Raw genomic sequence first — 24443 nt, 5'->3', positions numbered from 1 at the left:
ATTGACAGAAAATACAAGTACACTTGTTTTACCAATTCAAGGAGCAAATGAAGCCCAAGCGTTGTTTGGGCCAAATGATAATCACTTGAAACGTTTAGAAGAATTTTTCGCCACGACAATTATGACACGTGGTGAAGAAATCACAATAGTTGGAGACAGTAATTCCTCAGAGAAGATTAATGATATCTTAAACATGCTATTAAAACTCATTAGAAATGGCCTTTCAGTTCAAGAAAGGGATGTTGTGTATGCCGCCCAATTAGCTAAAAGAGGCATGCTAGATGAAATGGCAGATTTGTATGAGGATAAAATAACTCTCACGGCTAAAGGTAAGCCAATTCTTGCGAAAACATTAGGCCAAAGACATTATGTGTCTGCGATTCGAAAAAATGATATCGTCTTTGGAATTGGACCAGCGGGAACAGGGAAAACCTATTTAGCTGTTGTCATGGCGGTTCATGCTTTAAAAGAAGGGCGAGTAAAGAAAATTGTCTTAACTCGGCCTGCAGTTGAGGCAGGTGAAAGCCTCGGTTTTTTACCTGGGGATCTAAAGGAGAAAGTAGATCCTTATTTAAGACCATTGTATGATGCACTTCATGATGTGTTTGGTGTAGAACATACTGAAAGACTAATGGAAAGAGGCACGATCGAGATCGCACCGTTAGCATATATGAGAGGTCGGACACTTGACGATTCCTTTGTCATATTAGATGAGGCTCAAAATACGACGTCTGAACAAATAAAAATGTTTTTAACAAGACTTGGTTTTGGTTCAAAAATGGTTGTGACAGGAGACTTAACGCAAATTGATTTGCCGCGTGGTAAAATGTCCGGTTTAAAATCAGTTTTAAAAATATTAAAAAATGTAGAAGGTTTGTCATTTATACATTTGGAGCCTACTGACGTTGTCCGTCATACACTTGTTCAAAAAATTATTAATGCTTATGACAAAGAGAGTGAAACGTCTTCTGAGCATAATGCGTAAACTACTTAAACGAAATGGTAGGCCAAATGATTTTAAAAAACACCTCTTGTATGAAAGTTGCCCAGTATGACTTTAATAAGGAGAGGAATGTTCTTTACAAAGGAGTGCCTAGTTTGAAATAATTGGTAAAAGACGATACGAAGTTCTTTTTTTAAAATGGGGGAGCCAAATGTCAAAACGATCATCTATAGATCAACAAGCATGGTGGAAAAATTTAAAAAAACATCGTTATTTACGTATCTTCATCTTTGTATTTTTAGGCATCTTTACGTATGGTATGCTCGTCACAAATGTGATCCCTGAGACGTTAGAAGTTGAACAAGGAACCGTGTCTGACCAAGATATACGATCGCCATTAACAATTGAAAATAAGCTAGAAACTGAACGTTTACAACTAGAAGCATCTGATGCGGTCGAACCTGTATATTCAAAAAAAACGAGATACGCCCAAAATCAACTTGAAAGAATTCAGGATATTTTCCATTCGGTGGAACAAGTCCAAAGTCAGATTGATGAAAGAATTTCTGAAATAGAAGAGGCGTCTAACAATTCTAATGAAGATGACATGACGATTGAAGAACTTTCTGAGTCCGAACAGCTTGATTTGCTTGAAGAGCTTCTTCCAACTGAAACCATAGAGCAAATATCTGATGACGCTTTTCTAATATTGTTGGAAACGACCGGTGAAGATTTAGAGACTGCCCAAGAAACGACTACTAGTGCAGTGTATGATGTGATGGAAGAAGAAATTCCAATGGATGAAGTAGATGATGCAAAAGATAGGGTTGAAAGCAAGGTTGCCATTGCAGCTGTTAGTCCAGATTTACTTGAAGCTATGATTGAAATTTCTCGTTTTGGTATTACGGCAAATTACATGATGGACGAAGATGCTACACAAGAAGCACGAGAGTCAGCTATTGAAGCGGTAGAACCTGTTATGATACGAGAAGGTCAGCTGCTAGTAGAAGAAGGTCAAGTCATTACGGGAGAAATTTATCAACAACTATCGCTTGTAGGATTAACTGAAGAGGTGCCTTTATACTACCCTTATATTGGTCTTGCTATTATTATTAGTCTATTAATAGCGATGCTTGCCTATTACTTAAATGATGCAAAAACCTCTTTACAAACAAATAATACCCATTTGTTAATGTATAGTACGATTTATATGCTGACGCTCATTTTGTTAAAGCTCGTTAGTTTGACGCATGTCATTGACCTTAACGGTATAACCTTCCTAGCGCCAGTAGCCATGGGAACAATGCTTCTTACAACATTGCTACAATCACGGGTCGCTATTTTTACAAGCATGATATTCGCTATTATTGCAAGTATTATGTTTAATAGTGAGAGCTCTGGTATTGTTAATTACACTCATGGCATATACATCTTTTTTAGTGGCTTGGCAGGAGTCTTTTTCTTGAGTAAGTCACAACGGATGATGCGGATGTTACAAACGGGAATTTTCGTCTCGTTTATTAATATTTTAGTGGTAATTGCTATTCTCTTATTGAAAAATGCTCAATATGGGTGGTTTGATATTGGGACCAACGTCGGTTTTGCATTTTTGTCTGGCTTTATCTCTGTGGTGTTAGCGATTGGGTTATTACCCTTTGTGGAAGCAGGATTCGGAGTTTTGTCTCCAACTAGACTAATTGAATTGTCCAATCCTAATCACCCTCTTTTAAGAAAAATTTTATTAGAGGCTCCAGGAACATATCATCATAGTGTGGTCGTCGCTAACTTAGCCGAAGCTGCCTGTGAATCTGTTGGAGCTAACGGGTTATTAGCACGAGTTGGTTCATATTATCATGATATTGGGAAGACAAGACGCCCACATTTTTTTATAGAAAATCAAATGAAAATTAAAAATCCACATGATAATATTTCACCGCATTTAAGTAAAACAATTATTATTGCTCACCCTTATGATGGGGCAGACATGCTTAAATCACATAAGCTTCCGAAGGAAATTGTGGACATTGCAGAACAGCATCATGGTACGTCGTTACTTAAATACTTTTACCATAAAGCAAAACAAAATGATGATAAGGACGAAATAGAAGAAGAAGAGTTCAGATATCCAGGGCCGAAAGCGCAATCAAAGGAAGCAGCACTCGTTGGATTTGCTGATTGTGTAGAAGCAGCTGTTAGATCAATGCAGCACCCTACAACTGAAAAAATCGAAAATCTTGTTCGTAAAATATTATTGGATCGGTTAACAGATGGTCAATTTGATGACTGTGACCTTACATTAAAAGAGTTAAATAAAGCAGCGACTTCAATATGTGAAACGTTGCAGGGAACGTTCCACTCAAGGATCGAGTATCCAGAAGATGATTTGAGTAAAAAGGAGGATAATGTGTGAACCGATATACGATTGATCTATTTGACGAGACAGAGCAATTAACAGACGTAGAGAAAAACCTTGTCGCTGACGTACTCAATACGGCACTTAAAGAGGAGAATCTGAAAGAAGAATCTGAAGTGTCTGTCACGTTCGTTACTGATGAACATATACACCAATTAAACCGAGAGTATCGGGATAAAGATCAGCCAACAGACGTATTGTCTTTCGCATTAAATGAAGGTGATGAGGACATAAGTGAAAGTCCCGCTGCTAATTTGTTAGGGGATGTGATTATCTCTGTACCGCGCGCAAAAGTTCAAGCAGAAGAATATGGCCATGATATGGAGCGAGAACTGTGCTTTTTGGCAGTTCATGGCTTCCTTCACCTCATTGGCTATGATCACGAAACTGAAAAAGATGAAAAAGTGATGTTTACAAAACAAGAAGATATTTTGCAAAAACATGGGCTCAAGAAATAATATCCCTTTTGTTTCGTGGCGGCGGTTGAGGAAGAGTTTTTATTATGCAGCAAAAGGAATTGAACACACGTGGAAGTATGAACAAAACTTCCGCATACATGTGCTTGCGGCGATTGGGGTATTTATTTTAGCACAGTTGCTTAACGTCCCTTTAAGTGAACAAGTCATTCTAGCTGTTGTGATCGGGGCGGTTTTAGGAATGGAACTGATTAATACTGCAATTGAACATGTGGTAGACCTCGTCGTAAAGCGATATGATGAGCAGGCAAAAATCATAAAAGACGCTGCAGCAGGAGCTGTCTTTGTCTTTGCATTGACAGCGGCGATTGTGGGCGCTATGATTTTCATACCCCATATTCTTCAATTGCTGCTTTAACCCATTCGTGCAAAGTGAAGATGATATTAAATTCAGGGATTATTTTATACGAGGGTGATAAAATGAACAAAGATCAATTATTAGAGGAAGCAAAACGAGCTAGAGAAAAAGCCTATGTGCCATATTCTAATTTTCAAGTAGGTGCAGCCCTTCTGGCATCTGATGGTAATATTTTTCATGGGTGTAATATAGAGAATGCAGCATATAGCATGTGTAATTGTGCTGAAAGAACCGCTATATTTAAAGCCGTCTCTGATGGGGTACGTGAATTTACTGCTATGGCAGTGGTAGCCGATACGGATGGACCAGTCTCTCCCTGTGGTGCATGTCGACAAGTGATGTCGGAGCTTTTACAGCGTGAGACAAAAATATATTTAACGAATTTGCATGGAGATACTACTGAGTGGACAATGGAACAATTGTTACCAGGAGCATTTTCACCGGAGGATTTAAATGACTGAGAATGAAAAAAAATCAGGTTTTGTAGCACTAATTGGCCGACCTAATGTAGGCAAATCCACATTATTGAACCATGTTTTAGGGCAGAAAATTGCGATTATGAGTAATAAACCTCAAACGACAAGAAATCGTATTCAAGGCGTCTATACCGGAGATAAAGGTCAAATCGTTTTTATTGATACGCCGGGGATTCATAAGCCTAAACATCGGCTCGGTGATTTCATGACAAAGATTGCGCAAAATACGTTTAATGAAGTTGATGTGATCTTATTTCTTGTAGATGCTAAAGAAGGAAAAGGGCGTGGTGATGAATTTATTATTGAACGTTTAAAAAATGTCAATACCCCCGTTTTCCTTATTATTAATAAAATCGATGACGTCCACCCAGACGAGCTCTTGCCACTTATTAAAGAGTATTCACAGCTTTATCCATTTAAAGAGATCATTCCTGTTTCTGCGTTGGAAGGTAATAACGTTACCACACTTCTCGAACAGGTTTATGCTTATTTATACACAGGTCCTCAATTTTATCCGGAGGATCAGGTTACTGACCATCCAGAACGTTTTTTAATGGCAGAAATGATTCGTGAAAAGATTCTTCATTTAACTGAAGAAGAAGTGCCTCATTCGATTGCTGTTGAGATTGAACAAATTAAGCGTAGAGAAAATACGGAGACTGTTTATGTTGGGGCAGTTGTTGTGGTGGAAAGAAGTTCGCAGAAAGGGATCATTATCGGTAAGCAAGGGAAAATGCTTAAAGAAATAGGGAAACGAGCTAGAGAAGATATTCAACGTCTTCTGGGATCCAAAATTTTTCTTGAGCTTTGGGTAAAGGTTGAAAAGGATTGGCGAAATAAACCGAAGCATTTAAAAAATTTCGGCTATAACAATGAGGAGTATTAAAATAATACCGACTCGTTCATCTTTATCACAGATAACCGTCTGTAAAACTTCCAGCATAAAATAGAGAGGAGTGCTAGATCTATTTCAGACGGGGAGATGTTGGACTCAACGAGCAATCAGCGGGAGAAGAACGAGAAAACCCATTGATTGAAGGGGCGTTTTATACTGTTAATATTTCCTTGACATGAAAAGGACGCAGAAGGTCACTATAACAGATATAGAAGCACAATAAAGCTTGCTTTAAGAAAGGTGGAGTAGCCCGATGCGTCAGTTATCCTGGCACGTATTCTCCATGACAGGCGATGTGGAATCTTATTTGTTATTTAAAGAAATTGATCGAGATCAGCAAGATACCATTATGTATGAACAGGATGATGGGAATTCTGATGAGGAGACGATCCCCTAAATGACCTGAAGCTCACCTAAAATTGGCAGGTGGCGATATTGTTACACAAAACAGAAGGTATTGTTATTCGTACGACTGATTATGGTGAAACGAACAAAATTATCACATTATTGTCTCGTGAACACGGCAAAACAGCCGTAATGGCACGCGGAGCAAAACGACCAAAGAGTCGCTTTGCTTCATCAACTCAACTCTTTGTTTATGGTTCTTTCATATATCAAAAATCTCAAGGGATGGGGTCGCTTAGTCAATCTGATATTATTGATTCATTCAAAGAAGTACGAAATGATTTAATGCTCACTGCTTATGGTGCATACATAGTGGAAATGATTGATAAATTGACAGATGATAATGATAAGAACCCGTATTTATTTGAATTGCTGTATCAATTGTTACACCATTTAAATGAGGGAGATGATGGGGAAATTCTAATTCGCATTCTTGAGACAAAGATGTTGGCTTTTTCTGGTTCTCCCCCAACTTTACATGAATGTGCCCATTGTAGAAGAACAGATTTGCCTTTTGTTTTTTCACTGAAGTTTGGTGGGGCTCTCTGTACCGCTTGTTCCCACGAGGATAAGTATCATTTAAAGGCATCCCCTTCAGTCATGAAACTTTTAAGGCTATTTCAACAAATTAACCCTTCTAGAATTGGTAAAATTTCTGTGAAACCTGATAATAAACTGCAATTAAAAGAAATATTAGCATTGTATTATCAAGAATATATCGGAATTCATTTAAAATCAAAGCGATTTTTAGATCAGATAGAGAAGTTCTCACAACAAGATGTTGACAGCTAACTTTTTTTTAAGTAAGATTTGTAATGATAAGAGATCGTTTATAGTTACCGTGCAATGAAGGAAAATAGTACTTGTCCTCTCAATATATTAGCGAGCTCAGGATGGTGAAAGCTGAGTATAACGATGACAAGGAAGGCGTTCCAGAGTACGTATAGTTAAAGTGGTGCAGTTTAGCTGTGCAAGTAGGGTGGAACCGCGGGTTACTCTCGTCCCTGTATCCTTATGGATATAGAGACGGGAGTTTTTTATTGAATAACTTTTCTTAGAAAAAGCTTTAAATCAATCTCCCTGCGTTATGACACTCACAAAATCTTAGTAAAATTGGAGGCTTTACGCATGAACGTACAAAACATGATTCTCACGTTACAAGAATTTTGGGGAAAACAAAATTGCCTTCTCCTGCAGCCGTATGATGTGGAAAAAGGCGCTGGCACAATGAATCCTATGACATTTTTACGAAGTATTGGACCAGAACCGTGGAATGTAGCTTATGTTGAACCATCACGACGACCGACTGATGGAAGATATGGAGAAAATCCAAATCGACTATATCAACACCACCAATTTCAAGTAGTTATGAAGCCATCTCCTGACAATATTCAAGAATTATATTTAGAGAGTTTAAAAAAATTAGGGATTAAACCAGAAGAGCACGACATTCGTTTTGTAGAAGACAACTGGGAAGCGCCTACTCTTGCTGCATGGGGATTAGGCTGGGAAGTATGGCTCGACGGGATGGAAATTACCCAATTTACTTATTTTCAACAAGTAGGAGGGCTCGACGCTTCACCTGTATCTGTCGAAATTACATACGGCCTGGAACGATTAGCATCTTATATACAAGATAAAGAGAATGTTTACGATCTCGAATGGGTGAATGGTTTTACTTACGGGGATGTTTTCTTACAAAATGAGTATGAACAATCTAAGTATTCCTTTGAAGTGGCGGATGCAGACATGCTTTTTCAACTGTTTTCAACTTTTGAAAAAGAAGCGCAGCGTGCGCTAAATGAACAACTCGTTATTCCTTCTTATGACTATGTGTTAAAGTGTTCTCACGTTTTTAATTTGTTAGATGCCCAAGGTGCCATTTCTGTTACTGAAAGAACTGGTTATATCGGTCGTGTAAGAAATCTTGCCCGTAATTGCGCGAAAACCTATTATGACGCACGGGAAAAATTAGGTTTTCCGATGCTTAAAGAGAAGGGGGAAGCTGCTAATGAGTAGTAGGACATTATTATTAGAAATCGGCTTGGAAGAGATGCCTGCAAGATTTGTAACAGATGCTATGAAAGAACTGCAACACCGAACTGAAGCTTGGATGAAAGAGCATAGGTTAACTTATGATGAAACAAAAGCTTTCTCAACTCCGCGTCGCTTAGCTGTCATCGTACACGGACTCGAGGAAAAGCAAGATGATGTTGAAGTGGAAGCAAAAGGACCTTCTAAAAAGATTGCTCAAGATGAAGAAGGAAATTGGTCAAAGGCTGCTCAAGGATTCGCTCGTGGACAAGGAGTAAACACAGATGACCTTTACGTAAAGTCTATTAACGGGGAAGACTATGTTTTCGCTAAAAAATTCACAGCTGGTGAACCTGTTACGTCTCTTCTACCCGAATTGAAACACGTTATCCTTAGTATTCCTTTCCCAAAAAATATGAAGTGGGGAGTAAATGATCAGAAATTTGTTCGTCCAGTAAAATGGCTAGTTGCTCTATATGGGACAGAGGTGATCTCATTTAACATCACGAATGTATCCACCGATCGTTATTCCTTTGGTCACCGCTTTTTAGGAAACCAATTAATCCTTGAGGACGCAAATGACTATGTTTCTGCCTTGTTAAAAGAGCATGTAATTGTTGATCCACTCGAAAGGAAAACAGCGATTAGAAAACAACTTGAACAAATGGCAGAAAGTGAAGGATGGGTCGTTCCAGTAGACGAAAATTTACTCGAAGAAGTCACGAATCTTGTGGAATACCCAACAGCGCTATATGGTACATTTGATAAGCGGTTTTTACAGGTGCCTGAAGAAGTCCTCATTACATCAATGAGGGAACATCAACGTTATTTCCCAGTTAAAAATAAAGACGGAGACCTTCAGCCCATCTTTATTACGGTTCGAAATGGGGATCATCGTCACTTAGAAAATGTTCAAAAGGGTAATGAAAAAGTACTGAGGGCGCGATTGGCAGATGCTGAATTTTTCTATAACGAAGATTTGAATAAAAATTTTGAAGCTCTCTTTTCCCGTCTTGAATCAATCGTTTACCATGAGGAATTAGGTTCAATTGCTGATAAAGTGAGACGTTTCTCTGCTCTAGCTGTAAAAATTGCTAAAAAAGCTGGTGCTACTAAAGAAATAATTCACCTCACAGAAAGAGCAGCTCATTTAGCAAAAAATGATTTAGTCACACATATGGTAAATGAGTTTCCAGAGCTTGAAGGGCGTATGGGAGAGGAATATGCATTAAAATCAGGAGAAGATACCCGCGTAGCTCGTGCGATTAAGGAACATTACTTACCTAAGCAATCAGGAGATCTTCCACCATCTGACGCGATTGGTGCTTTTATCAGTGTTGCTGACAAAATCGATACACTTGTTACAAGTTTTGGAATCGGCGCTATTCCTACTGGCTCTCAAGATCCCCATGGACTTCGCCGCCAAACAGCAGCAATTTTACACATTTTCTTAAAAGAAGACTGGCACTTTGATTTATTTGAAGTGATGAACGAAGCTTTGTTAGAAGCTGATAATCATGGGTTAATCAGTCGACCACTTGAAGATGTTATGACAGACTTAAAAGAATTCGTTAAGTTGAGATATAAGCATTTACTTCAAGAGAAAAATGTACGCTATGATGTAGCTGAGGCTGTACTTGCTACAGCACCGGGAAGAGTAGATATAACGATTAAAAAAGGCCTGTTTTTAATGGAACTTCTCAATGATGCTTCCTTCAAGAAAGATGTTGAAGCATTTAACAGAGTCATAAATATTTCTAAAAAAACAGCTTCTGATGCAATGCCAGATTCATCGCTTTTCACAGAAGAGGAAGAAAAAAATCTTTTCGATGCTACATGTGATCATGAGAAAAATGTATTAAATTCACTAGATAAAGGTGAGGTAGCCGAAGCTTATACTTTGCTGAAACAACTCGTGCCAGTTATCCACCGCTATTTTGATAATATAATGGTCATGGCTGAAAGTGAGACTATTAAAGCTAATCGTCTTGCCCAAATGAAACAAACCTCTGAGATGATCACTTTTTTTGCTGATTTTCAGGCAATTGTTTTCCATGCCGAGAACTAAGCGTATTTTTCGAGCGTTTTTAATTAGGTTATAATAGAAATAAGTGAAAATAGTGAGTTTGCCTGAGTATAGAGGACGGTGAAGGCAATGGAGTTGAATGAAAGACAACAACGAATTTTACAAATAGTGAAAGAAGAAGGTCCGATCACGGGTGAACAGATTGCTGAGAAGCTGTCACTAACGCGTGCAACCTTGAGGCCTGACTTGGCCATTTTAACCATGTCGGGCTTTCTCGATGCACGTCCCCGTGTAGGTTATTACTATAGTGGGAAAAATGGTGGGCAACTTTTTAATGAGCAAATGCAAAAATTAACTGTTAAACAATTTCAATCTGTACCTGTCGTAGTTAACGAATCTGCTTCTGCCTATGATGCTATTTGTATTATGTTTTTAGAGGACGTGGGCACACTTTTTGTTGTAAATAAAAAAAGCCGATTAGCTGGCATTCTTTCAAGAAAAGATTTATTGCGTGCTAGTATGGGTAAACAAGACCTTGAGAGTGTACCTGTGAGTATCATTATGACAAGAATGCCGAATGTTACAATGTGTAAACCTGAAGATACTATTGTAGAAGTGGCTAATAAATTAATTAATAAACAAATAGATGGTGTCCCGGTAGTTCGTGAAATTGAGGAAGAAGGTGCCATTGTTCACGAGGTAATCGGACGTTTAACCAAAACAAATATTGCGAAGGCTTTTGTTTATATGGCAAGTGATGATCTTCATACGTAAGCTTTATTAATTGAGTGAAGGAGAATGCCAATGAGTTCATCTGATCAATCGATGGTATATGTGATTTCTGATTCTGTTGGAGAAACGGCTGAATTAGTTGTAAAGGCTGCATTAAGTCAATTTAGCCAAGGAAAAGCGGCTATTACGAGAATCCCTTACGTTGAAGACACCTCTACAGTAGATGACGTCATAACACAAGCTATTGAAAACAATGGTGTCATTGCATTTACCGTTGTAGTACCAGAAGTAAAAAATTATTTATTACAGCAGGCAGCTAGCCATAACGTACCTATTTACGATATTTTAACGCCTATGATTACATTGATGGAGAACCGGTTAAACACATCACCAAAAAATAAATCGGGTCTTATTCACACACTAGATGAAGATTACTTTAGAAAAGTCGAGGCGATTGAGTTTGCGGTTAAATATGATGATGGTCGAGATCCACGTGGGGTTTTAAGGGCTGATGTGGTTTTAATTGGGGTATCTCGCACATCCAAAACACCATTATCTCAATATTTGGCGCACAAACGTTTAAAAGTAGCTAATGTACCTCTTGTGCCTGAAGTAGAACCTCCCGAGGAACTCTTTAATGTGCCATCTGAGAAAATAATTGGATTAACGATCAGCCCCAAAAAATTAAACACGATTCGAACGGAAAGGCTAAAAGCTTTAGGTTTAAAAGAAGAAGCTAATTATGCCGCATTAGAGCGTATTGAAGAGGAGCTTTTGTACTCTGCTCGAATTATGAATAAGATTGGTTGTCGTATTATTGATGTCTCTACAAAAGCAGTGGAAGAGACTGCAAATTTGATTTATCAACTTGTTCATCATCATTCTTCATAAGCCAACTGGGACTTTGAAGTTCTTAGAAAAGAACTTCAAAGTTTTTTATATGTTGGATAGTCACCTTTCCAAAAAATTATTTTATGATAGGCTGCACTATCGTTAAAATTTCCTTCCATGTAAACATTCACTCGTTTATCTGCTAAATACACCAGATGCCAGTGCCTATGCGCGTCTATCGTTAAAGTTAATTTATGCATAAAACAGAAGAGAAGGTAGTAGCTTTTCTCATAAATGATGCTTCTTCAATTCATTTAATTAACTTTCTAAATGAGTCGATTTCATAATGATGTTTTTAAAGCAATAACATGAATAATATGCAATACATTTAATATGAGGATGATAAAAAGTGATCGAAACGTAAGACGGCGACTCCCTGAAGATAAGCCCTGGGGAAAGCGTCCTCTGAAGTGAAGCTACAGCCATTGTTCGACTGTACTTATTTTGATTTATGATATTCATTCAATGGTTACGCCGGTGCTTTTTGTAAAAATAGCAAAAGTTAATCCGATCTAATGAGTGATATGTAATAGCTGAGCATCATTTTGACGTTTTGACGTCCAGCCCGTCCAGCTATTAAAAGCTTTAATAGAAAAAATGATCAAAACCATAGCGAGATTTATTATTATCCTATATAATGAAATATTGTGACTTGATAAAATTTATAAAAAATAGGCATAATCACAGTGAGAACAAATAAATTGAAAATGTCAAGACTTTTTTTAATTTATTTGGTAAAGATAGTAAGAGGACATGGGGGATTGAAAATAAACACAAATAAAAAAAGGATTTACGGAAAAGGGTGTAGAATTCACTATTGATACAAAATAAGAGGATTTTTGTCGATGGAGACGGGTGTCCAGTTTTAGAAGAAATCATTCATTGTGCCAGTGAATTTAAGTGTCCAGTTCTTTTCGTTCACTCTTACGCTCATTCGAGAAGCGATTTGTTGCCAACTTTTGTGCAGGAAGTTATAACAGATCCAGATAGAGAAGCGGTTGATATGGAAATATGCAATCGATCCTCTACTGGTGATATAACAGTTACCCAGGATCTTGGCTTAGCTGGGCTTTTATTAGCAAAGGGTGGTGTTGTTTTATCTCCTAGGGGAAACATCATTGAGAATGAGCAAGTGGATTTTTTACTTGATAGAAGGCACGATGAAGCCAAAAAAAGAAAAGCGGGCAAAAAAACACGGGGACCTAAAAAGCTTCGTGATGAAGATCGACATTTTTTTAAACAACAGTTAAAAAAGATTTTGTCAAAAAAGCAGGAATCTTGAAGGTTGAAGCGAATATATTTATGACACTCTCTTTAAAAATATAGTCGTTAAGGCTTACGTTGTCCAATATTTTCAAGTGATGTCTACGACTTTTCTTAATAAAGAAAACAGAGTGCTTCTAAAGTCTACCCAAAAGGTTGTACGCTATTCTTTTAGAAATAGTCTGCTTACTGTAAAAGGGAGAAGGTTGGTGGCGTATATGACACAACGGATTCCCGAAGAAACAATTGAAGAGGTTCGCAAGGCACTAGATATAGTGGATGTTATAAGTGAATACGTTCAATTGAAAAAACAAGGGAGAAACTTCGTTGGTTTGTGTCCTTTCCATGGTGAGAAAACGCCCTCTTTTTCTGTATCACCCGATAAACAACTGTATCATTGTTTTGGTTGTGGTGCAGGAGGTAATGCTTTCTCATTCGTTATGGAAACAGAAGGGATTAGCTTTATTGAAGCTGTAGAAAAATTAGCCTCAAAAGCGAACATTTCTTTGCCTCAATTGGAAGGACAGGAAGAAAATAAACCTGAGATTTCCCATAAAATGACTACTTGGGTTAAGGCCCATGAACTGGCTGCTAAGCTCTACCATCATATCCTAACAGCTTCAGACGAGGGGAAGGAAGCGCGTGAATATTTGAGAAAAAGAGGCTTTACAAAAGAAATGATTGATCACTTTCAAGTGGGATATGCGCCGAATTCGTGGGATTTCCTCACTAATTTTCTAGAAAAACGCTTAGATGAATCACATGAGAGTTTGGCAGAATGTGGACTTCTGGCATTACGCGAAAAGGATAAAAAGCCTTATGATCGATTTAGAGATCGTATTATGTTTCCAATTTGGAATCAGCGGGGGAAATTAATTGCTTTCGGTGGACGTATTTTGTCTGAGGGTCAACCGAAATACTTAAATAGCCAAGAATCTAAGGTTTTTAATAAAAGTGAGGTATTATATTTTTTTCATCAGGCAAGACCGATGATAAGGAAAAAGAGCGAAGCGGTACTATTCGAGGGTTATATGGATGTTATATCCGCCTGGCGTGCGGGTATAGACAACGGTATAGCTGCTATGGGGACGGCACTGACAGAAATTCAGGCAAAAATGATACGGCGTAATGCTGATAGAGTTATTCTTTGTTACGATTCAGATGATGCCGGTTTAAATGCCACGTATAAAAATGCTCAAATCCTCCAAAAAGTAGGAGCAGAAGTTGTTATTGCTACTTTACCTGAAGGTTATGATCCAGATGATTATATTCGTGAGAAAGGTCCAGACCGATTTGTACAAGATATTATTAATCGCCATATAACGTTTACTGCTTTTAAATTTCATTATTTCCGTAGAGGTAAGAACCTTCAGCTTGAAGGAGACCGGCTCAATTATATCGAACAAATAATAGAAGAAATTAGTCTTCTCCCTAGAGCTGTGGAACGAGATTATTATTTGCGCCAACTTGCTGAAGAGTTTTCATTATCATTGGAAGCTTTGAAGCAGGAACAAATAGATATTATAAAAAAACAGCAAAAAAAAGAAAAACGTCAATTTTATAAAGCTGTTCAAGCAAAAAATGTTAACGATGCTAAAAGAATGATCTCTGCCCATGAAGCGGCAGAACGAGAATTGATTGCTCTTATGCTTCAATCACGTTCGATTGCCGACCAAGTGCAAAAAGAAATTGGTGGGGAATTCCATTATGATGATTATCAAGCGATTGCCGCCCATATATATAGCTATTATGGCGAAGGGTACGAGCCTGATCCTTCTCATTTTATTGAGCGGGTTGAAGATCCTAAATTAAGAAAAATAACGACTAGTCTTGCAATGAAGAAGGTTAATATTGATCTGTCTGAGCAAGAAATGGACGATTATTTAAAACACATTCGTCAATTTCCGAAAAAAAAGGAGATTGAACAATTGAAAATAAAGCAAAAACAAGCTGAAGAATCCTTACAGTTTAAAGAAGCCGCACTTATAGCTATGGAAATCGTTAAGATCAATCAAGAATTAAAGCAGTGATAAGTGCAATTGACTCAGATAATGTAGTGACAATTAGGAAGGAGGGATCGTATGGCAGACAAACCAATTCGTCCTATGGCGGAAGGTGATTTAACCATCGATCAAGTTAAGGAGCAACTATTAGAAGCAGGTAAAAAGCGGGGGACTTTAACCTACGCCGAGATTACTGAGAGATTAGGTGCATTTGATCAAGATTCAGATCAAATGGATGAATTTTTTGAATACCTTGGAGAACAAGGTGTTGAAATATTAAATGATAATGAGACTGTCCCGAGTCTTCAGCAAGTTGAAAAAGAGGAAGAATTTGATTTAAACGACTTGAGTGTGCCCCCAGGAATAAAAATAAACGATCCAGTAAGGATGTATTTAAAAGAGATTGGGCGGGTACCGTTATTATCAGCTGCTGAAGAAATTGATTTAGCAAAAAGAATTGAAAATGGAGATGAAGAAGCAAAGCGTCGATTAGCGGAAGCAAACTTACGTTTAGTTGTTAGTATTGCTAAACGTTATGTAGGTCGTGGAATGCTCTTCCTTGATTTAATTCAAGAAGGGAACATGGGTCTCATTAAAGCCGTAGAGAAGTTTGATTACGATAAAGGTTTTAAGTTTAGTACTTATGCTACATGGTGGATCCGGCAAGCCATTACACGAGCTATTGCTGATCAAGCAAGAACGATTCGTATTCCAGTTCATATGGTGGAAACAATCAACAAGCTTATTCGAGTTCAACGTCAGCTTTTACAAGATTTAGGGCGGGAACCGACACCAGAAGAAGTCTCTAAAGAAATGGAATTGACACCAGAAAAAGTACGAGAAATTTTGAAAATTGCTCAAGAGCCTGTTTCTCTGGAAACACCGATTGGAGAGGAAGATGACTCTCATTTAGGAGACTTTATAGAGGATCAAGAAGCTTTAGCTCCTTCTGATGCTGCAGCATATGAGTTACTTAAAGAGCAGCTTGAGGATGTGCTTGATACGCTAACTGACCGAGAAGAAAATGTCTTACGTCTTCGCTTTGGTCTTGATGATGGTCGAACAAGAACATTGGAGGAAGTAGGTAAAGTATTTGGCGTGACACGGGAACGTATTAGGCAAATTGAAGCAAAAGCGCTAAGAAAGCTTCGTCACCCTAGTCGTAGTAAACGACTTAAAGATTTTCTTGAGTAAACAGCAGTTTGTGTTCATAAGTCATAAAAGGAAATGTGATAAACATTTAACCTTTTATGACTTTTCTTTATGGATGTGTGATTTAGTCAAAGATATTCATTATTATCCATTGTGAACATAAACTCTTTATTGAAAAAAAGACAGGATAAAAAGAAATAGAAGGATATTTTCTAACCTACTGTCATTAAGTGAACAAATTCTTTTGATATTAAAGACTATATATTGCAGGGAATTAATACGATATAATGAAGGAGGTAAAAAATAATAACAACTTTATTGTAAGCAGATGATTCTTTTACATAGGGCTATCAGAAGAGAGTGCTTTATCATGATTAGCAAAAAGAGCAGCCGCTTTTAAGAGGAATGTAGGTGATATTATGGAGGAACGGAATAATATAATTATAAATGAAATAAAAAAATGGCAAGAAAATAAACTGTTACCAGATACATATTGTCAGTTTTTACTACAATTGTATACTGAAGGTGAAGCTCCTGCATCAGATGATGAAAAAACCGTTAAACGGAGCTTTATATTCCGTTACCTAACAAAAGCCTTCCTTAGTTTAATGGTGATGATTGGCATTTTTGTGTTAGTATTAGTCATGATTTATTTCACACAAGTTTCACCTGGAGTGCAAGTGATCTTTCTCTTCATTTTCTTGATGATTAGTTTAGTAGGAGCTATTTTTTATAATAAAAGAAATATGTTGGTCTCACACTTATATGTTATACTGGCTGCTTTTATTTCATTTGTATTTATCATTGCTTCTGCTAATCTCATGGCGCCTGAAAATACATTATATCTTGCTATTGGCATTATAACGTTATGCTGTATATGGATTATAACAGGTTGGCGTTTCAAGTATCATTATTTATATATCGCAGGTGGAACAGGCATTCTATTATTTATCGCTTTAATTATATTAGGCCGTATATAATCTCGTAAGGGTGTTGAGACTATCTATGAAAATTATCGCTCATAGAGGAAACAAGCGACATACTCCAGAAAATACGATGGCGGCATTTAGATCGGCATCTATGTACCCGGTGGACGGGATTGAATTTGATCTGCAATTCACAAAAGATAAAATTCCGGTCGTCATTCACGATTCAACCATTGACAGGACAACAAATGGCAGTGGTGCTGTTTCATCTTACACACTGTCAGAATTACAACAATTCGATGCAGGGGTTCTATTTGATGAAACATTTTTTGGTGAAAGAATTCCTACTTTTTCTGACGTTCTAACGTGGGCTAGTCATGAGGCTTTTCAATTGCATGTTGAGTTGAAAAAGCAGACAACACAAGAGAATGACTTTGTAAAAAGGTGTATAGAGGAAATCATTGACCATGATTTGCTTCATAGAGCCGTTATATCCAGCTTCTATCACCCTTATCTTGTGGAAGTGAAAAGGCTTTGTCCAGATCTCCATACAGCTTTTTTAACGAAGGTCCCCATTTTAAGAGCGATTAAATACGCTAAAAAAATTGAAGCAGAAGCCATTCATATACGCCATAGCTATCATGCTATGCGCTATTACCGTCGATGGGCAAAGAAAGGTTTAACAGTAAGAGCCTACAATGTTCATACGATAAAAGAGGCGATGCGTTGCGCTGCTAGAAATGTGGATGCGATTATAACAAATGATCCGAAGACGATGACAGATACGTTTAAAAAGAAGCAGGAATAACCATCAAAAAAGGAAACGCTTTTTTACTTTTCTATTGATTCATTTTCGTATACAATATAATAGAGCTCGGCATAAATTTTATATACGTTGGGGAAAAGAGAGACACTAAAAGGGAGGTACATACAAGATGAAAGGAAAACCCCTCTACCCTTTTGCAGTAACAGCTGTACTGGGAATAGGCTTAATTATCATCTTATCATTTGTTGGCATTAATATGGATGATCAGGCTTCTGAAAATGGGGATAATAATGAAGCACAAGAATTTGATGATCCAATTGAATTAGGTGAAAGCCTCTATCAAAGTAGCTGTGTTTCCTGTCACGGCGGGGAATTGGAAGGGGCCTCTGGACCAGCTCTTGATGGCGGAAATCTATCCCAAGAGGATATTTTGAATGCTATTTCTGAAGGACCTGGTACAATGCCCGCAGGCTTAGTCACTGGTGAAGAAGCTGAAGCGGTGGCTGAATTTATTTTGGCAGAAAACGAATAACTTTAATTCGTAAACAGGCAGTTTAAAAGGCAGTACAATGATAATATACTGCGTGGGAGAAGGATCTTTTGTATCCTTCTTTTTCTAATACAATTTAATTTTAAAAAAGTTTGAATAAACGTATCCTTTCTGTCAGCTGTTATGCTGTAAATTGAGTGAACGTGTGACGCCGAGAGAAGGTTATGTGCCTAACTTACATAAAGGAAATTGGTGAATAGGATGAATCATGAAAAGTTGTCTAAAAGGTTAAAAAAAGTAAGTGATCATGTTCCTTGTGGTGCAATAGTAGGGGATATTGGATCTGATCATGCTTACTTAGCTGTTTATTTGGTTCAGAGCGGTAAATGTCCCTTTGTTGTAGCTGGTGAAGTGAATCAAGGGCCGTTAGCGTCTGCCAAAGCGCATATTCGTTCAAATGGCTTAACTGATAAAATAAGTGCCAAGTTGGGAAATGGTTTAGAGGTTTTAGAAAATGAGAATGTTAATACCGTTGTTATTGCAGGAATGGGTGGGCCTTTAATTGCGACTATTTTAGAAGAAGGGAAAGAGCGGTTAAACTTAGTTGAACGTCTCATTTTACAGCCAAATGTTGCAGCAGATCATATAAGAAGATGGTTGTTGGGAAATAAATGGAAACTTATTGATGAAGAGATTCTAGAAGAAGATGGTCATGTATATGAAATTTTAGTTGCTGAAAAGGGACGTGGTTTAACACCTTATGATACTGAAGATTTAGAAAAGCAACTGTGGCTTGGTCCATATTTATTAAAAAATAAAAATACTGCTTTTGAGAAGAAGTGGAAGAGGGAACGTCAACAAATAGAGAAAATTAATCAACAACTCGCTCTTAGTGGACAGGATGAGTTGCTGAAAGAAAAAAAACAGCAATTAAGTCAAAAGATGACTTGGTTGGAGGAGGAGTTATAATGAAACATGCGAACGGTCAAACGGTTATTCAGGCGTTTGAAAAATTTTCTCCAAAATCCTATGCAGTTGAAGGGGATAAAATTGGTCTGCAAATAGGCACGTTAAACAAGCCTGTGAAAAAAATCATGATTGCATTAGATGTGCTTGAGCCCGTCGTTGATGAAGCTATAAACAACAATGTCGATTTAATTATCTCTCACCATCCCCTCATTTTTAAGCCGATCAAAGTGTTAAGAACTGATACATCTTATGGAAGAGCGATTGAGAAATTAATTAAGCATGATATAACCGTTTATACCGCCCATACGAATTTAGATGTGACCACAGGTGGGGTCAATGACATGATGGCGGAAGCATTAGAGCTTACAGATACCCGTGTTCTTGCAGAAACTGGTGCTGAACTATTAAAAAAACTTGTCGTGTTTGTACCTGAAGAACAGGCGGCACAAGTAAGAGAAGCGATTGGTCAAGCAGGAGCAGGAGATATAGGTGATTATAGTCATTGTAGCTTTACTTCTAGTGGAATGGGGGCTTTTAAGCCTGGAGACAATGCTGATCCCTATATAGGTAAACAAGGGGAAATGGAATATGTAGATGAAGTTAAGATAGAGAGTGTCTTCCCTGCGAGTATACAAAAAAAAGTTTTACGTGCCATGGAAAAAGCGCATCCTTACGAGGAAGTGGCCTATGATTTATATGATATGGCATCAAGAGCTGCAAGTTATGGTTTAGGTCGCATAGGGGACTTAAATGAAAGTGTAACGTTGGACGAATTTGCTGAAAAGGTAAAAAATGCGTTTGACGTTAAGACTGTCAGAGTCGTTGGTGAGGCAACTAAAAAGGTAAAAAAAGTAGCTGTATTAGGGGGCGATGGTAACAAATATATGTCCGCTGCTTTACATCAAGGGGCAGATGTTTTTGTGACCGGTGACATTTATTATCATGTTGCCCACGATGCCATGATGGAAGGGCTCGCCATGATTGATCCTGGACATAATGTTGAGAAAATAATGAAGGAAGGGGTATGTAAAAAAATTCAGTCATTTATTAAAGAAAAAAAATATAACACAGATGTTATTATTTCTAAGTTAAATACTGATCCCTTCCGTTTTATCTAATAAATGACTGTTAACAGGGAATGAAGAGTTTGCGGGAAAAAGGGGATTGGATCCATGCTTCAGTAAAAAATGTCTATTAAACAATCCGGGAGGGCATTCTCCCGGATTTTGAATTATATTTAGGCCCGCTCCGCTTTTTTCTTTCTCACTTTAGGGAGAATTTTTGTTAATTTAACAGTACTCGTCGTATCCCATGTGTGGGGGTCATCTTCATTAAACTTTTCGATGAAAGCAATCACTTCTTTTGTAACAGGAGTGGGTGTGCTAGCCCCAGCAGTGACTGCCACTTTTTTGATCCCTTTAAGCCATTCAAGATTGAGTTCATTAACATTTGCTATTCTGTAGGCAGGTGTTCCGGTAATGTCCATCGATACTTGTGCGAGACGATTAGAGTTATTACTTTTCGGATCACCCACCACAATTAGTAAATCAGCTTCTCCAGCTTGTTCAGCAACAGCTTCTTGACGAACTTGAGTAGCCATGCAAATTTCGTTATGGACCTCTGCTTCAGGGTATTTGTTTTTCGCAGCTTTAATGATGTGAGAGACATCCCATTGACTCATTGTCGTCTGGTTTGTTATAAGAATTTTATTGCCTTTCAGCTGAAGTCTTTCTACATCTTCAACATTTTCTACTAAATAAACAATGTCTGGCGCAACACCGATAGCACCTTCTGGCTCGGGGTGTCCTTTCTTACCAATGTAGATAAACTCGTAGCCCTCTTTCATTTTATTTCGAATTAGGTCATGAGTGACGGTTACATCTGGACATGTGGCATCGATCGTCGTTAATCCTTTTTCTTTAGCGATAGTTCGTACTTCTGGGGAAACGCCATGTGCCGTAAAAATAACGGTTCCTTTATCAACTTGCTTAATAATCTCTAATCTGTTTGGACCGTCAAGCGTGATAATACCCTCTTCGTCAAAGGCATCTGTCACATGTTTATTGTGAACAATCATTCCTAATATATAGATAGGCCGTGGTAAATCTGGATTTTCCGCAGCTTGTTTAGCCATAACCATAGCATCTACCACGCCGTAACAATAACCCCGTGGGGAAATTTTTAAAACCTCCATCAGTATCCTCCTCTAACTTGCCGATGATGATGTAACAAGACATGTTGATAACTTTATCACATCTATTATAAAGGCTTGTGTAGTTGTTGACAAACATATGTAGTTATTTTATATAAACAATACAAAAAAACAGATGTTAATTTAACATCCGTTTTTCAGTGTTTCCATATTTTTTTTCGGAATTTATGCTTCTTGACAGTGCTCATCAATAAAGGTCATTGCTTCATCTTCAGTAAATTTCTTTACCAGCATCAACTCGCTCACTATAAATTGTTTAGCTCTGTCTAGGTTTTTACGATCCTCCATATGAAGACCATTGTTTCGAGCGCATTTTTTAGATGTTAGATTGGCGATGACACTAGCCGCATCAAGAATATTACCTGATTTTAATAAAGTTTCATTCTCTTTAGAGTAAGGACGGGCTGTATCTTTAACGACTGAGGGAGCAGATGTACTAAGGGCATGGGCAACTTCTTCAAGTTGATCCGCATCGATGATCCTTCTTAATCCGGATTCTTCGATGTTTTTTTCTGGAAGCATTAATGTGACATGATTTAGAGGAAAAAACACTACAAAGTAGGACATTTTTTGTCCGAGTATATCTTTCTCTTCCATATCTGTTATCTTACCAGCACCGTGATAAGGGTACACAACACTATCTCCCACTTTAAACATGGCGATCCCTCCAATTGAGTAGTGTTATTATTATAACACAAATGACAGCAAAATATAAAATTTTACTATGATATTTGAGTTTAGTCAATGGGTAACAGCAATAATTTTCATTTATTTAGTTACTGGAATAGCAAGATGTCACCCTCAGAACTTCCAAAATTCAGATATATAATTTTGGTTTTGGTATATTATTCGTTTTGGATGCCTTTTTTGTGTTCCTTTTAGATTGGCTAGAGCTTTTTCGAGAGAGGTGCCGTCGTTTTTTCTTTTCTTTTTCTTTCGGTGATGTCTTATCTCTCGGTTTCTTTTCCTCAGTCTTAGAGGTTTCTTTTTCTTCTTTTTCTACCGGTGGCTTTGTCTCCTTTTCTTGACTGATTTGTTTTGTTTTTTCTGCCTCCTGAGACTTATTTTCACTTTCTGCTTCAGTCGTTTCAGTTGTCGGGTCGTTGTTTTGCGCTGGCGTATTAGCTCCGCCGGAATTGGAATTCATAATTTGTAAAAATTGTGGAATAGCTTTAACTAATGGTCCATACTGTTGCACAATAGGGCCAACTGTTTGCACCGTTTGAATCACTTTTTGTGCATTTTGTACCATCCCCATCATTTGACCAAGATTAAATCCTTGACTTCCTGTTGATAAGCCGCTGGCGACATTTCCAGCGGCGGACGCACCACTGCCAAAAAGACGGGATAATAAGCCTGCTCCCTGTCCGACAGAAGCTGGTGCAGACATGACACCTCCAGGAAGGTAAGGAGGTGTTGCAGGTGGCATTGGTGGTGGCGAAAAAGGTGGGCCGAACATTTATGATCATCCTTTCAAACATGACCTCCTATTTATAGTCATATGCCAATTGATCAAAAATGTATAGGCGGATGATTTTGTTAAGTGCGCTTTTGAACATCGATATCCTTACATGAGGCACATAAGAAAGCGTGTAAATTTATGATTCATGTTAATTAAAGTGGCGGCCGCTAATCTTTTCATGGTAAAATATATAATTAGCGTAATCGCATTATTGTGAAATGCGAAGGCACAAGACAGAAAGTAGGAAAAAGCGTGACACATAATTTTGAACGATTTAACTTGAAGGCATTTTTAATTGAAGCACTAAAAGAAAATAACATTACCTTACCAACTGAAATACAGGAAAGACTAATCCCCTCTATCAAAAATGGGCAGGATGTCATCGGTCGGTCGCAGACAGGGACCGGAAAAACATTGGCGTTTTTACTACCATTATTAGATAAGATAGAAGAGGAGAAAAAGGCAACACAATTAGTTATTACAGCGCCTACGAGGGAATTAGCGATTCAATTGTATGAAGTAGCCAAGCGCTATATAGAAGCCAGTCCGGAAGTGATTACTTCTCAATTAGTTGTTGGCGGAACTGACAGACTTCGGATGATTGAGAAGGCTCAACAGCAGCCCCATCTAGTTATTGGTACACCTGGGCGAATTTTAGATATGCTAAAGGAACGAGCTATTAAAACAGATAGCATTAAAAGCTTTGTCGTTGATGAAGCTGACCAAATGCTTGATATGGGTTTCTTAGAAGATGTGGATGAGATTGCTACAAGGATGAATGAAGACTTACAGCTCCTTGTATTTTCTGCAACCATTCCAGAGAAGCTAAAGCCGTTTCTTAAGAAATATATGAAAAACCCGAAGCAAGTAGAAGTAGAAGCTAAGGTTGCTTCACCTAAAAAAATAAGTCATTGGCTCATAAATGATCGCGATAGAGATAGAGTTGAACTTATTAAAAAAGTGACGTCATCGATTCAACCCTATTTAGCGATCATTTTTACAAACACGAAGGAGACCGCTGACGACGTATTTGAAGTTCTACGGAATGAAGGGTTAAATGTTGATTGCTTGCATGGTGGTATGCCTCCGCGTCATCGGAAAAAAGTTTTGAAAAAACTCCAAGAAGCAGAAATTCAATACTTAGTGGCTACCGATTTAATTGCGCGAGGCATTGACATAAAAGGCATCACCCATATCATTAACTATGAACTTCCTAAAGAGCTGGAATATTACGTGCACAGAGCAGGTAGGACAGCTCGTGCTGGCTGGGAAGGTACTACAATTACATTATATGGGCGAAACGATCAACAAAGTATCGAAAAGTTAGAAAAACAAGGTATTCAATTTAAGTATAAAGAAATTAAGCAAGGGGAGTGGGTGTCGATTGAGAAACGACAATTTTCTCCGCGCCAACCAAATCCAAATGCACCTGGAGCATTAAAAGGCATAAAGAAATCAAAAAAAGTAAAGCCAGGATATAAGAAGAAAATAAAGAAACAAATAGCGAGTAAGATGAAACGGGAGAAGAGAATAAACCAACGTAAAGGATAG

24 protein-coding genes and 1 other annotated feature are annotated in these 24443 nt (G+C 37.9%); of the genes, 21 read left to right on the top strand and 3 right to left on the bottom strand.

What is annotated here, in order from left to right:
• Position 1: 1 nt before the first annotated feature.
• From BK581_RS04865 to BK581_RS04770, 20 genes are all read left to right on the top strand, one after another.
• Entirely contained in the window at positions 2 to 985 is a 984-nt protein-coding gene (locus BK581_RS04865) for a PhoH family protein (protein ID WP_078577106.1), read from the top strand.
• 169 nt (positions 986 to 1154) lie between these two features.
• On the top strand, positions 1155 to 3353 hold the full coding sequence (locus tag BK581_RS04860; RefSeq protein WP_078577105.1) for an HD family phosphohydrolase: 2199 nt from the start codon (positions 1155 to 1157) through the stop codon (positions 3351 to 3353).
• On the top strand, positions 3350 to 3814 hold the full coding sequence (gene ybeY, locus BK581_RS04855) for an rRNA maturation RNase YbeY (protein WP_078577104.1): 465 nt from the start codon (positions 3350 to 3352) through the stop codon (positions 3812 to 3814). The genes BK581_RS04860 and ybeY overlap by 4 nt, the downstream gene beginning before the upstream one ends.
• On the top strand, positions 3798 to 4190 hold the full coding sequence (locus BK581_RS04850; RefSeq protein ID WP_078577103.1) for a diacylglycerol kinase: 393 nt from the start codon (positions 3798 to 3800) through the stop codon (positions 4188 to 4190). Before ybeY ends, BK581_RS04850 begins: the two co-directional genes overlap by 17 nt.
• Positions 4191 to 4252: 62 nt before the next feature.
• Entirely contained in the window at positions 4253 to 4651 is a 399-nt protein-coding gene (locus tag BK581_RS04845; RefSeq protein WP_078577102.1) for a cytidine deaminase, read from the top strand.
• Positions 4644 to 5552 carry a GTPase Era gene (gene era, locus BK581_RS04840; protein ID WP_078577101.1) on the top strand — a complete coding sequence of 303 codons (909 nt, stop codon included), beginning with the start codon at positions 4644 to 4646 and terminating at the stop codon, positions 5550 to 5552. Before BK581_RS04845 ends, era begins: the two co-directional genes overlap by 8 nt.
• A gap of 262 nt (positions 5553 to 5814) precedes the next feature.
• Positions 5815 to 5958: a YqzL family protein gene (locus BK581_RS04835; RefSeq protein WP_078577100.1), complete on the top strand. Its 144-nt coding sequence runs from the start codon at positions 5815 to 5817 to the stop codon at positions 5956 to 5958.
• Between the two features lie 38 nt (positions 5959 to 5996).
• Positions 5997 to 6758 carry a DNA repair protein RecO gene (gene recO / locus BK581_RS04830; RefSeq protein ID WP_078577099.1) on the top strand — a complete coding sequence of 254 codons (762 nt, stop codon included), beginning with the start codon at positions 5997 to 5999 and terminating at the stop codon, positions 6756 to 6758.
• A gap of 45 nt (positions 6759 to 6803) precedes the next feature.
• Positions 6804 to 6975, top strand: a binding site (T-box leader).
• A 119-nt stretch (positions 6976 to 7094) separates the two neighbouring features.
• A complete protein-coding gene (gene glyQ, locus BK581_RS04825) occupies positions 7095 to 7985 on the top strand; it encodes a glycine--tRNA ligase subunit alpha (RefSeq protein ID WP_078577098.1) in 891 nt (296 codons plus the stop codon).
• Positions 7978 to 10068: a glycine--tRNA ligase subunit beta gene (glyS, locus tag BK581_RS04820; RefSeq protein WP_078577097.1), complete on the top strand. Its 2091-nt coding sequence runs from the start codon at positions 7978 to 7980 to the stop codon at positions 10066 to 10068. The genes glyQ and glyS overlap by 8 nt, the downstream gene beginning before the upstream one ends.
• Positions 10069 to 10155: 87 nt before the next feature.
• Positions 10156 to 10800 carry a helix-turn-helix transcriptional regulator gene (locus BK581_RS04815; RefSeq protein ID WP_078577096.1) on the top strand — a complete coding sequence of 215 codons (645 nt, stop codon included), beginning with the start codon at positions 10156 to 10158 and terminating at the stop codon, positions 10798 to 10800.
• A 30-nt stretch (positions 10801 to 10830) separates the two neighbouring features.
• Complete coding sequence (locus tag BK581_RS04810; RefSeq protein WP_078577095.1) at positions 10831 to 11649, top strand: pyruvate, water dikinase regulatory protein; 819 nt, start codon at positions 10831 to 10833, stop codon at positions 11647 to 11649.
• An 817-nt stretch (positions 11650 to 12466) separates the two neighbouring features.
• Complete coding sequence (locus BK581_RS04805) at positions 12467 to 12931, top strand: DUF188 domain-containing protein (protein ID WP_245828891.1); 465 nt, start codon at positions 12467 to 12469, stop codon at positions 12929 to 12931.
• A gap of 199 nt (positions 12932 to 13130) precedes the next feature.
• Positions 13131 to 14942 carry a DNA primase gene (dnaG, locus tag BK581_RS04800; RefSeq protein WP_078579858.1) on the top strand — a complete coding sequence of 604 codons (1812 nt, stop codon included), beginning with the start codon at positions 13131 to 13133 and terminating at the stop codon, positions 14940 to 14942.
• A gap of 51 nt (positions 14943 to 14993) precedes the next feature.
• Positions 14994 to 16109, top strand: coding sequence for an RNA polymerase sigma factor RpoD (gene rpoD, locus BK581_RS04795; protein WP_078577094.1), 1116 nt, complete (start codon positions 14994 to 14996; stop codon positions 16107 to 16109).
• A 377-nt stretch (positions 16110 to 16486) separates the two neighbouring features.
• Complete coding sequence (locus tag BK581_RS04790) at positions 16487 to 17047, top strand: hypothetical protein (protein WP_078577093.1); 561 nt, start codon at positions 16487 to 16489, stop codon at positions 17045 to 17047.
• 25 nt (positions 17048 to 17072) lie between these two features.
• Positions 17073 to 17801 (top strand): glycerophosphodiester phosphodiesterase, encoded by a 729-nt coding sequence (locus BK581_RS04785; RefSeq protein ID WP_078577092.1) that lies wholly within the window; start codon positions 17073 to 17075, stop codon positions 17799 to 17801.
• A gap of 127 nt (positions 17802 to 17928) precedes the next feature.
• Positions 17929 to 18291 (top strand): c-type cytochrome, encoded by a 363-nt coding sequence (locus BK581_RS04780; RefSeq protein ID WP_078577091.1) that lies wholly within the window; start codon positions 17929 to 17931, stop codon positions 18289 to 18291.
• Between the two features lie 219 nt (positions 18292 to 18510).
• Positions 18511 to 19218, top strand: a complete 708-nt coding sequence (locus BK581_RS04775) for a tRNA (adenine(22)-N(1))-methyltransferase (protein ID WP_078577090.1) — start codon at positions 18511 to 18513, stop codon at positions 19216 to 19218.
• On the top strand, positions 19218 to 20336 hold the full coding sequence (locus BK581_RS04770; RefSeq protein WP_078577089.1) for a Nif3-like dinuclear metal center hexameric protein: 1119 nt from the start codon (positions 19218 to 19220) through the stop codon (positions 20334 to 20336). Before BK581_RS04775 ends, BK581_RS04770 begins: the two co-directional genes overlap by 1 nt.
• Positions 20337 to 20455: 119 nt before the next feature.
• On the opposite strand, the gene BK581_RS04765 is transcribed toward BK581_RS04770, so the two are convergent.
• The 3 genes from BK581_RS04765 to vrrA form a co-directional block, all read right to left on the bottom strand.
• Positions 20456 to 21412, bottom strand: a complete 957-nt coding sequence (locus BK581_RS04765) for a 4-hydroxy-3-methylbut-2-enyl diphosphate reductase (protein ID WP_078577088.1) — start codon at positions 21410 to 21412, stop codon at positions 20456 to 20458.
• Between the two features lie 183 nt (positions 21413 to 21595).
• Entirely contained in the window at positions 21596 to 22087 is a 492-nt protein-coding gene (locus BK581_RS04760; RefSeq protein ID WP_078577087.1) for a CarD family transcriptional regulator, read from the bottom strand.
• 160 nt (positions 22088 to 22247) lie between these two features.
• Positions 22248 to 22889, bottom strand: coding sequence for a VrrA/YqfQ family protein (vrrA, locus tag BK581_RS04755; RefSeq protein ID WP_078577086.1), 642 nt, complete (start codon positions 22887 to 22889; stop codon positions 22248 to 22250).
• A 255-nt stretch (positions 22890 to 23144) separates the two neighbouring features.
• Between vrrA and BK581_RS04750 the strand changes: the two genes are divergently transcribed.
• On the top strand, positions 23145 to 24443 hold the full coding sequence (locus BK581_RS04750) for a DEAD/DEAH box helicase (protein ID WP_078577085.1): 1299 nt from the start codon (positions 23145 to 23147) through the stop codon (positions 24441 to 24443).

It is taken from the genome of Salipaludibacillus agaradhaerens (genome assembly GCF_002019735.1).
GTDB lineage: Bacteria > Bacillota > Bacilli > Bacillales > Salisediminibacteriaceae > Salipaludibacillus > Salipaludibacillus agaradhaerens.
This window is presented reverse-complemented; position numbering and strand designations above follow the sequence as displayed.

What these genes read in the sequence shown, in the direction of transcription:
- BK581_RS04785 (WP_078577092.1), top strand. Translation starts at nt 17,073, where the DNA reads ATGAAAATTATCGCTCATAGAGGAAACAAGCGACATACTCCAGAAAAT.
- rpoD (WP_078577094.1), top strand. Translation starts at nt 14,994, where the DNA reads ATGGCAGACAAACCAATTCGTCCTATGGCGGAAGGTGATTTAACCATC.
- dnaG (WP_078579858.1), top strand. Translation starts at nt 13,131, where the DNA reads ATGACACAACGGATTCCCGAAGAAACAATTGAAGAGGTTCGCAAGGCA.
- BK581_RS04790 (WP_078577093.1), top strand. Translation starts at nt 16,487, where the DNA reads ATGGAGGAACGGAATAATATAATTATAAATGAAATAAAAAAATGGCAA.
- era (WP_078577101.1), top strand. Translation starts at nt 4,644, where the DNA reads ATGACTGAGAATGAAAAAAAATCAGGTTTTGTAGCACTAATTGGCCGA.
- BK581_RS04850 (WP_078577103.1), top strand. Translation starts at nt 3,798, where the DNA reads ATGGGCTCAAGAAATAATATCCCTTTTGTTTCGTGGCGGCGGTTGAGG.
- BK581_RS04775 (WP_078577090.1), top strand. Translation starts at nt 18,511, where the DNA reads ATGAATCATGAAAAGTTGTCTAAAAGGTTAAAAAAAGTAAGTGATCAT.
- BK581_RS04835 (WP_078577100.1), top strand. Translation starts at nt 5,815, where the DNA reads ATGCGTCAGTTATCCTGGCACGTATTCTCCATGACAGGCGATGTGGAA.
- glyQ (WP_078577098.1), top strand. Translation starts at nt 7,095, where the DNA reads ATGAACGTACAAAACATGATTCTCACGTTACAAGAATTTTGGGGAAAA.
- BK581_RS04815 (WP_078577096.1), top strand. Translation starts at nt 10,156, where the DNA reads ATGGAGTTGAATGAAAGACAACAACGAATTTTACAAATAGTGAAAGAA.
- vrrA (WP_078577086.1), bottom strand. Translation starts at nt 22,889, where the DNA reads ATGTTCGGCCCACCTTTTTCGCCACCACCAATGCCACCTGCAACACCT.
- BK581_RS04845 (WP_078577102.1), top strand. Translation starts at nt 4,253, where the DNA reads ATGAACAAAGATCAATTATTAGAGGAAGCAAAACGAGCTAGAGAAAAA.
- BK581_RS04780 (WP_078577091.1), top strand. Translation starts at nt 17,929, where the DNA reads ATGAAAGGAAAACCCCTCTACCCTTTTGCAGTAACAGCTGTACTGGGA.
- BK581_RS04860 (WP_078577105.1), top strand. Translation starts at nt 1,155, where the DNA reads ATGTCAAAACGATCATCTATAGATCAACAAGCATGGTGGAAAAATTTA.
- glyS (WP_078577097.1), top strand. Translation starts at nt 7,978, where the DNA reads ATGAGTAGTAGGACATTATTATTAGAAATCGGCTTGGAAGAGATGCCT.
- BK581_RS04810 (WP_078577095.1), top strand. Translation starts at nt 10,831, where the DNA reads ATGAGTTCATCTGATCAATCGATGGTATATGTGATTTCTGATTCTGTT.
- BK581_RS04765 (WP_078577088.1), bottom strand. Translation starts at nt 21,412, where the DNA reads ATGGAGGTTTTAAAAATTTCCCCACGGGGTTATTGTTACGGCGTGGTA.
- BK581_RS04770 (WP_078577089.1), top strand. Translation starts at nt 19,218, where the DNA reads ATGAAACATGCGAACGGTCAAACGGTTATTCAGGCGTTTGAAAAATTT.
- BK581_RS04760 (WP_078577087.1), bottom strand. Translation starts at nt 22,087, where the DNA reads ATGTTTAAAGTGGGAGATAGTGTTGTGTACCCTTATCACGGTGCTGGT.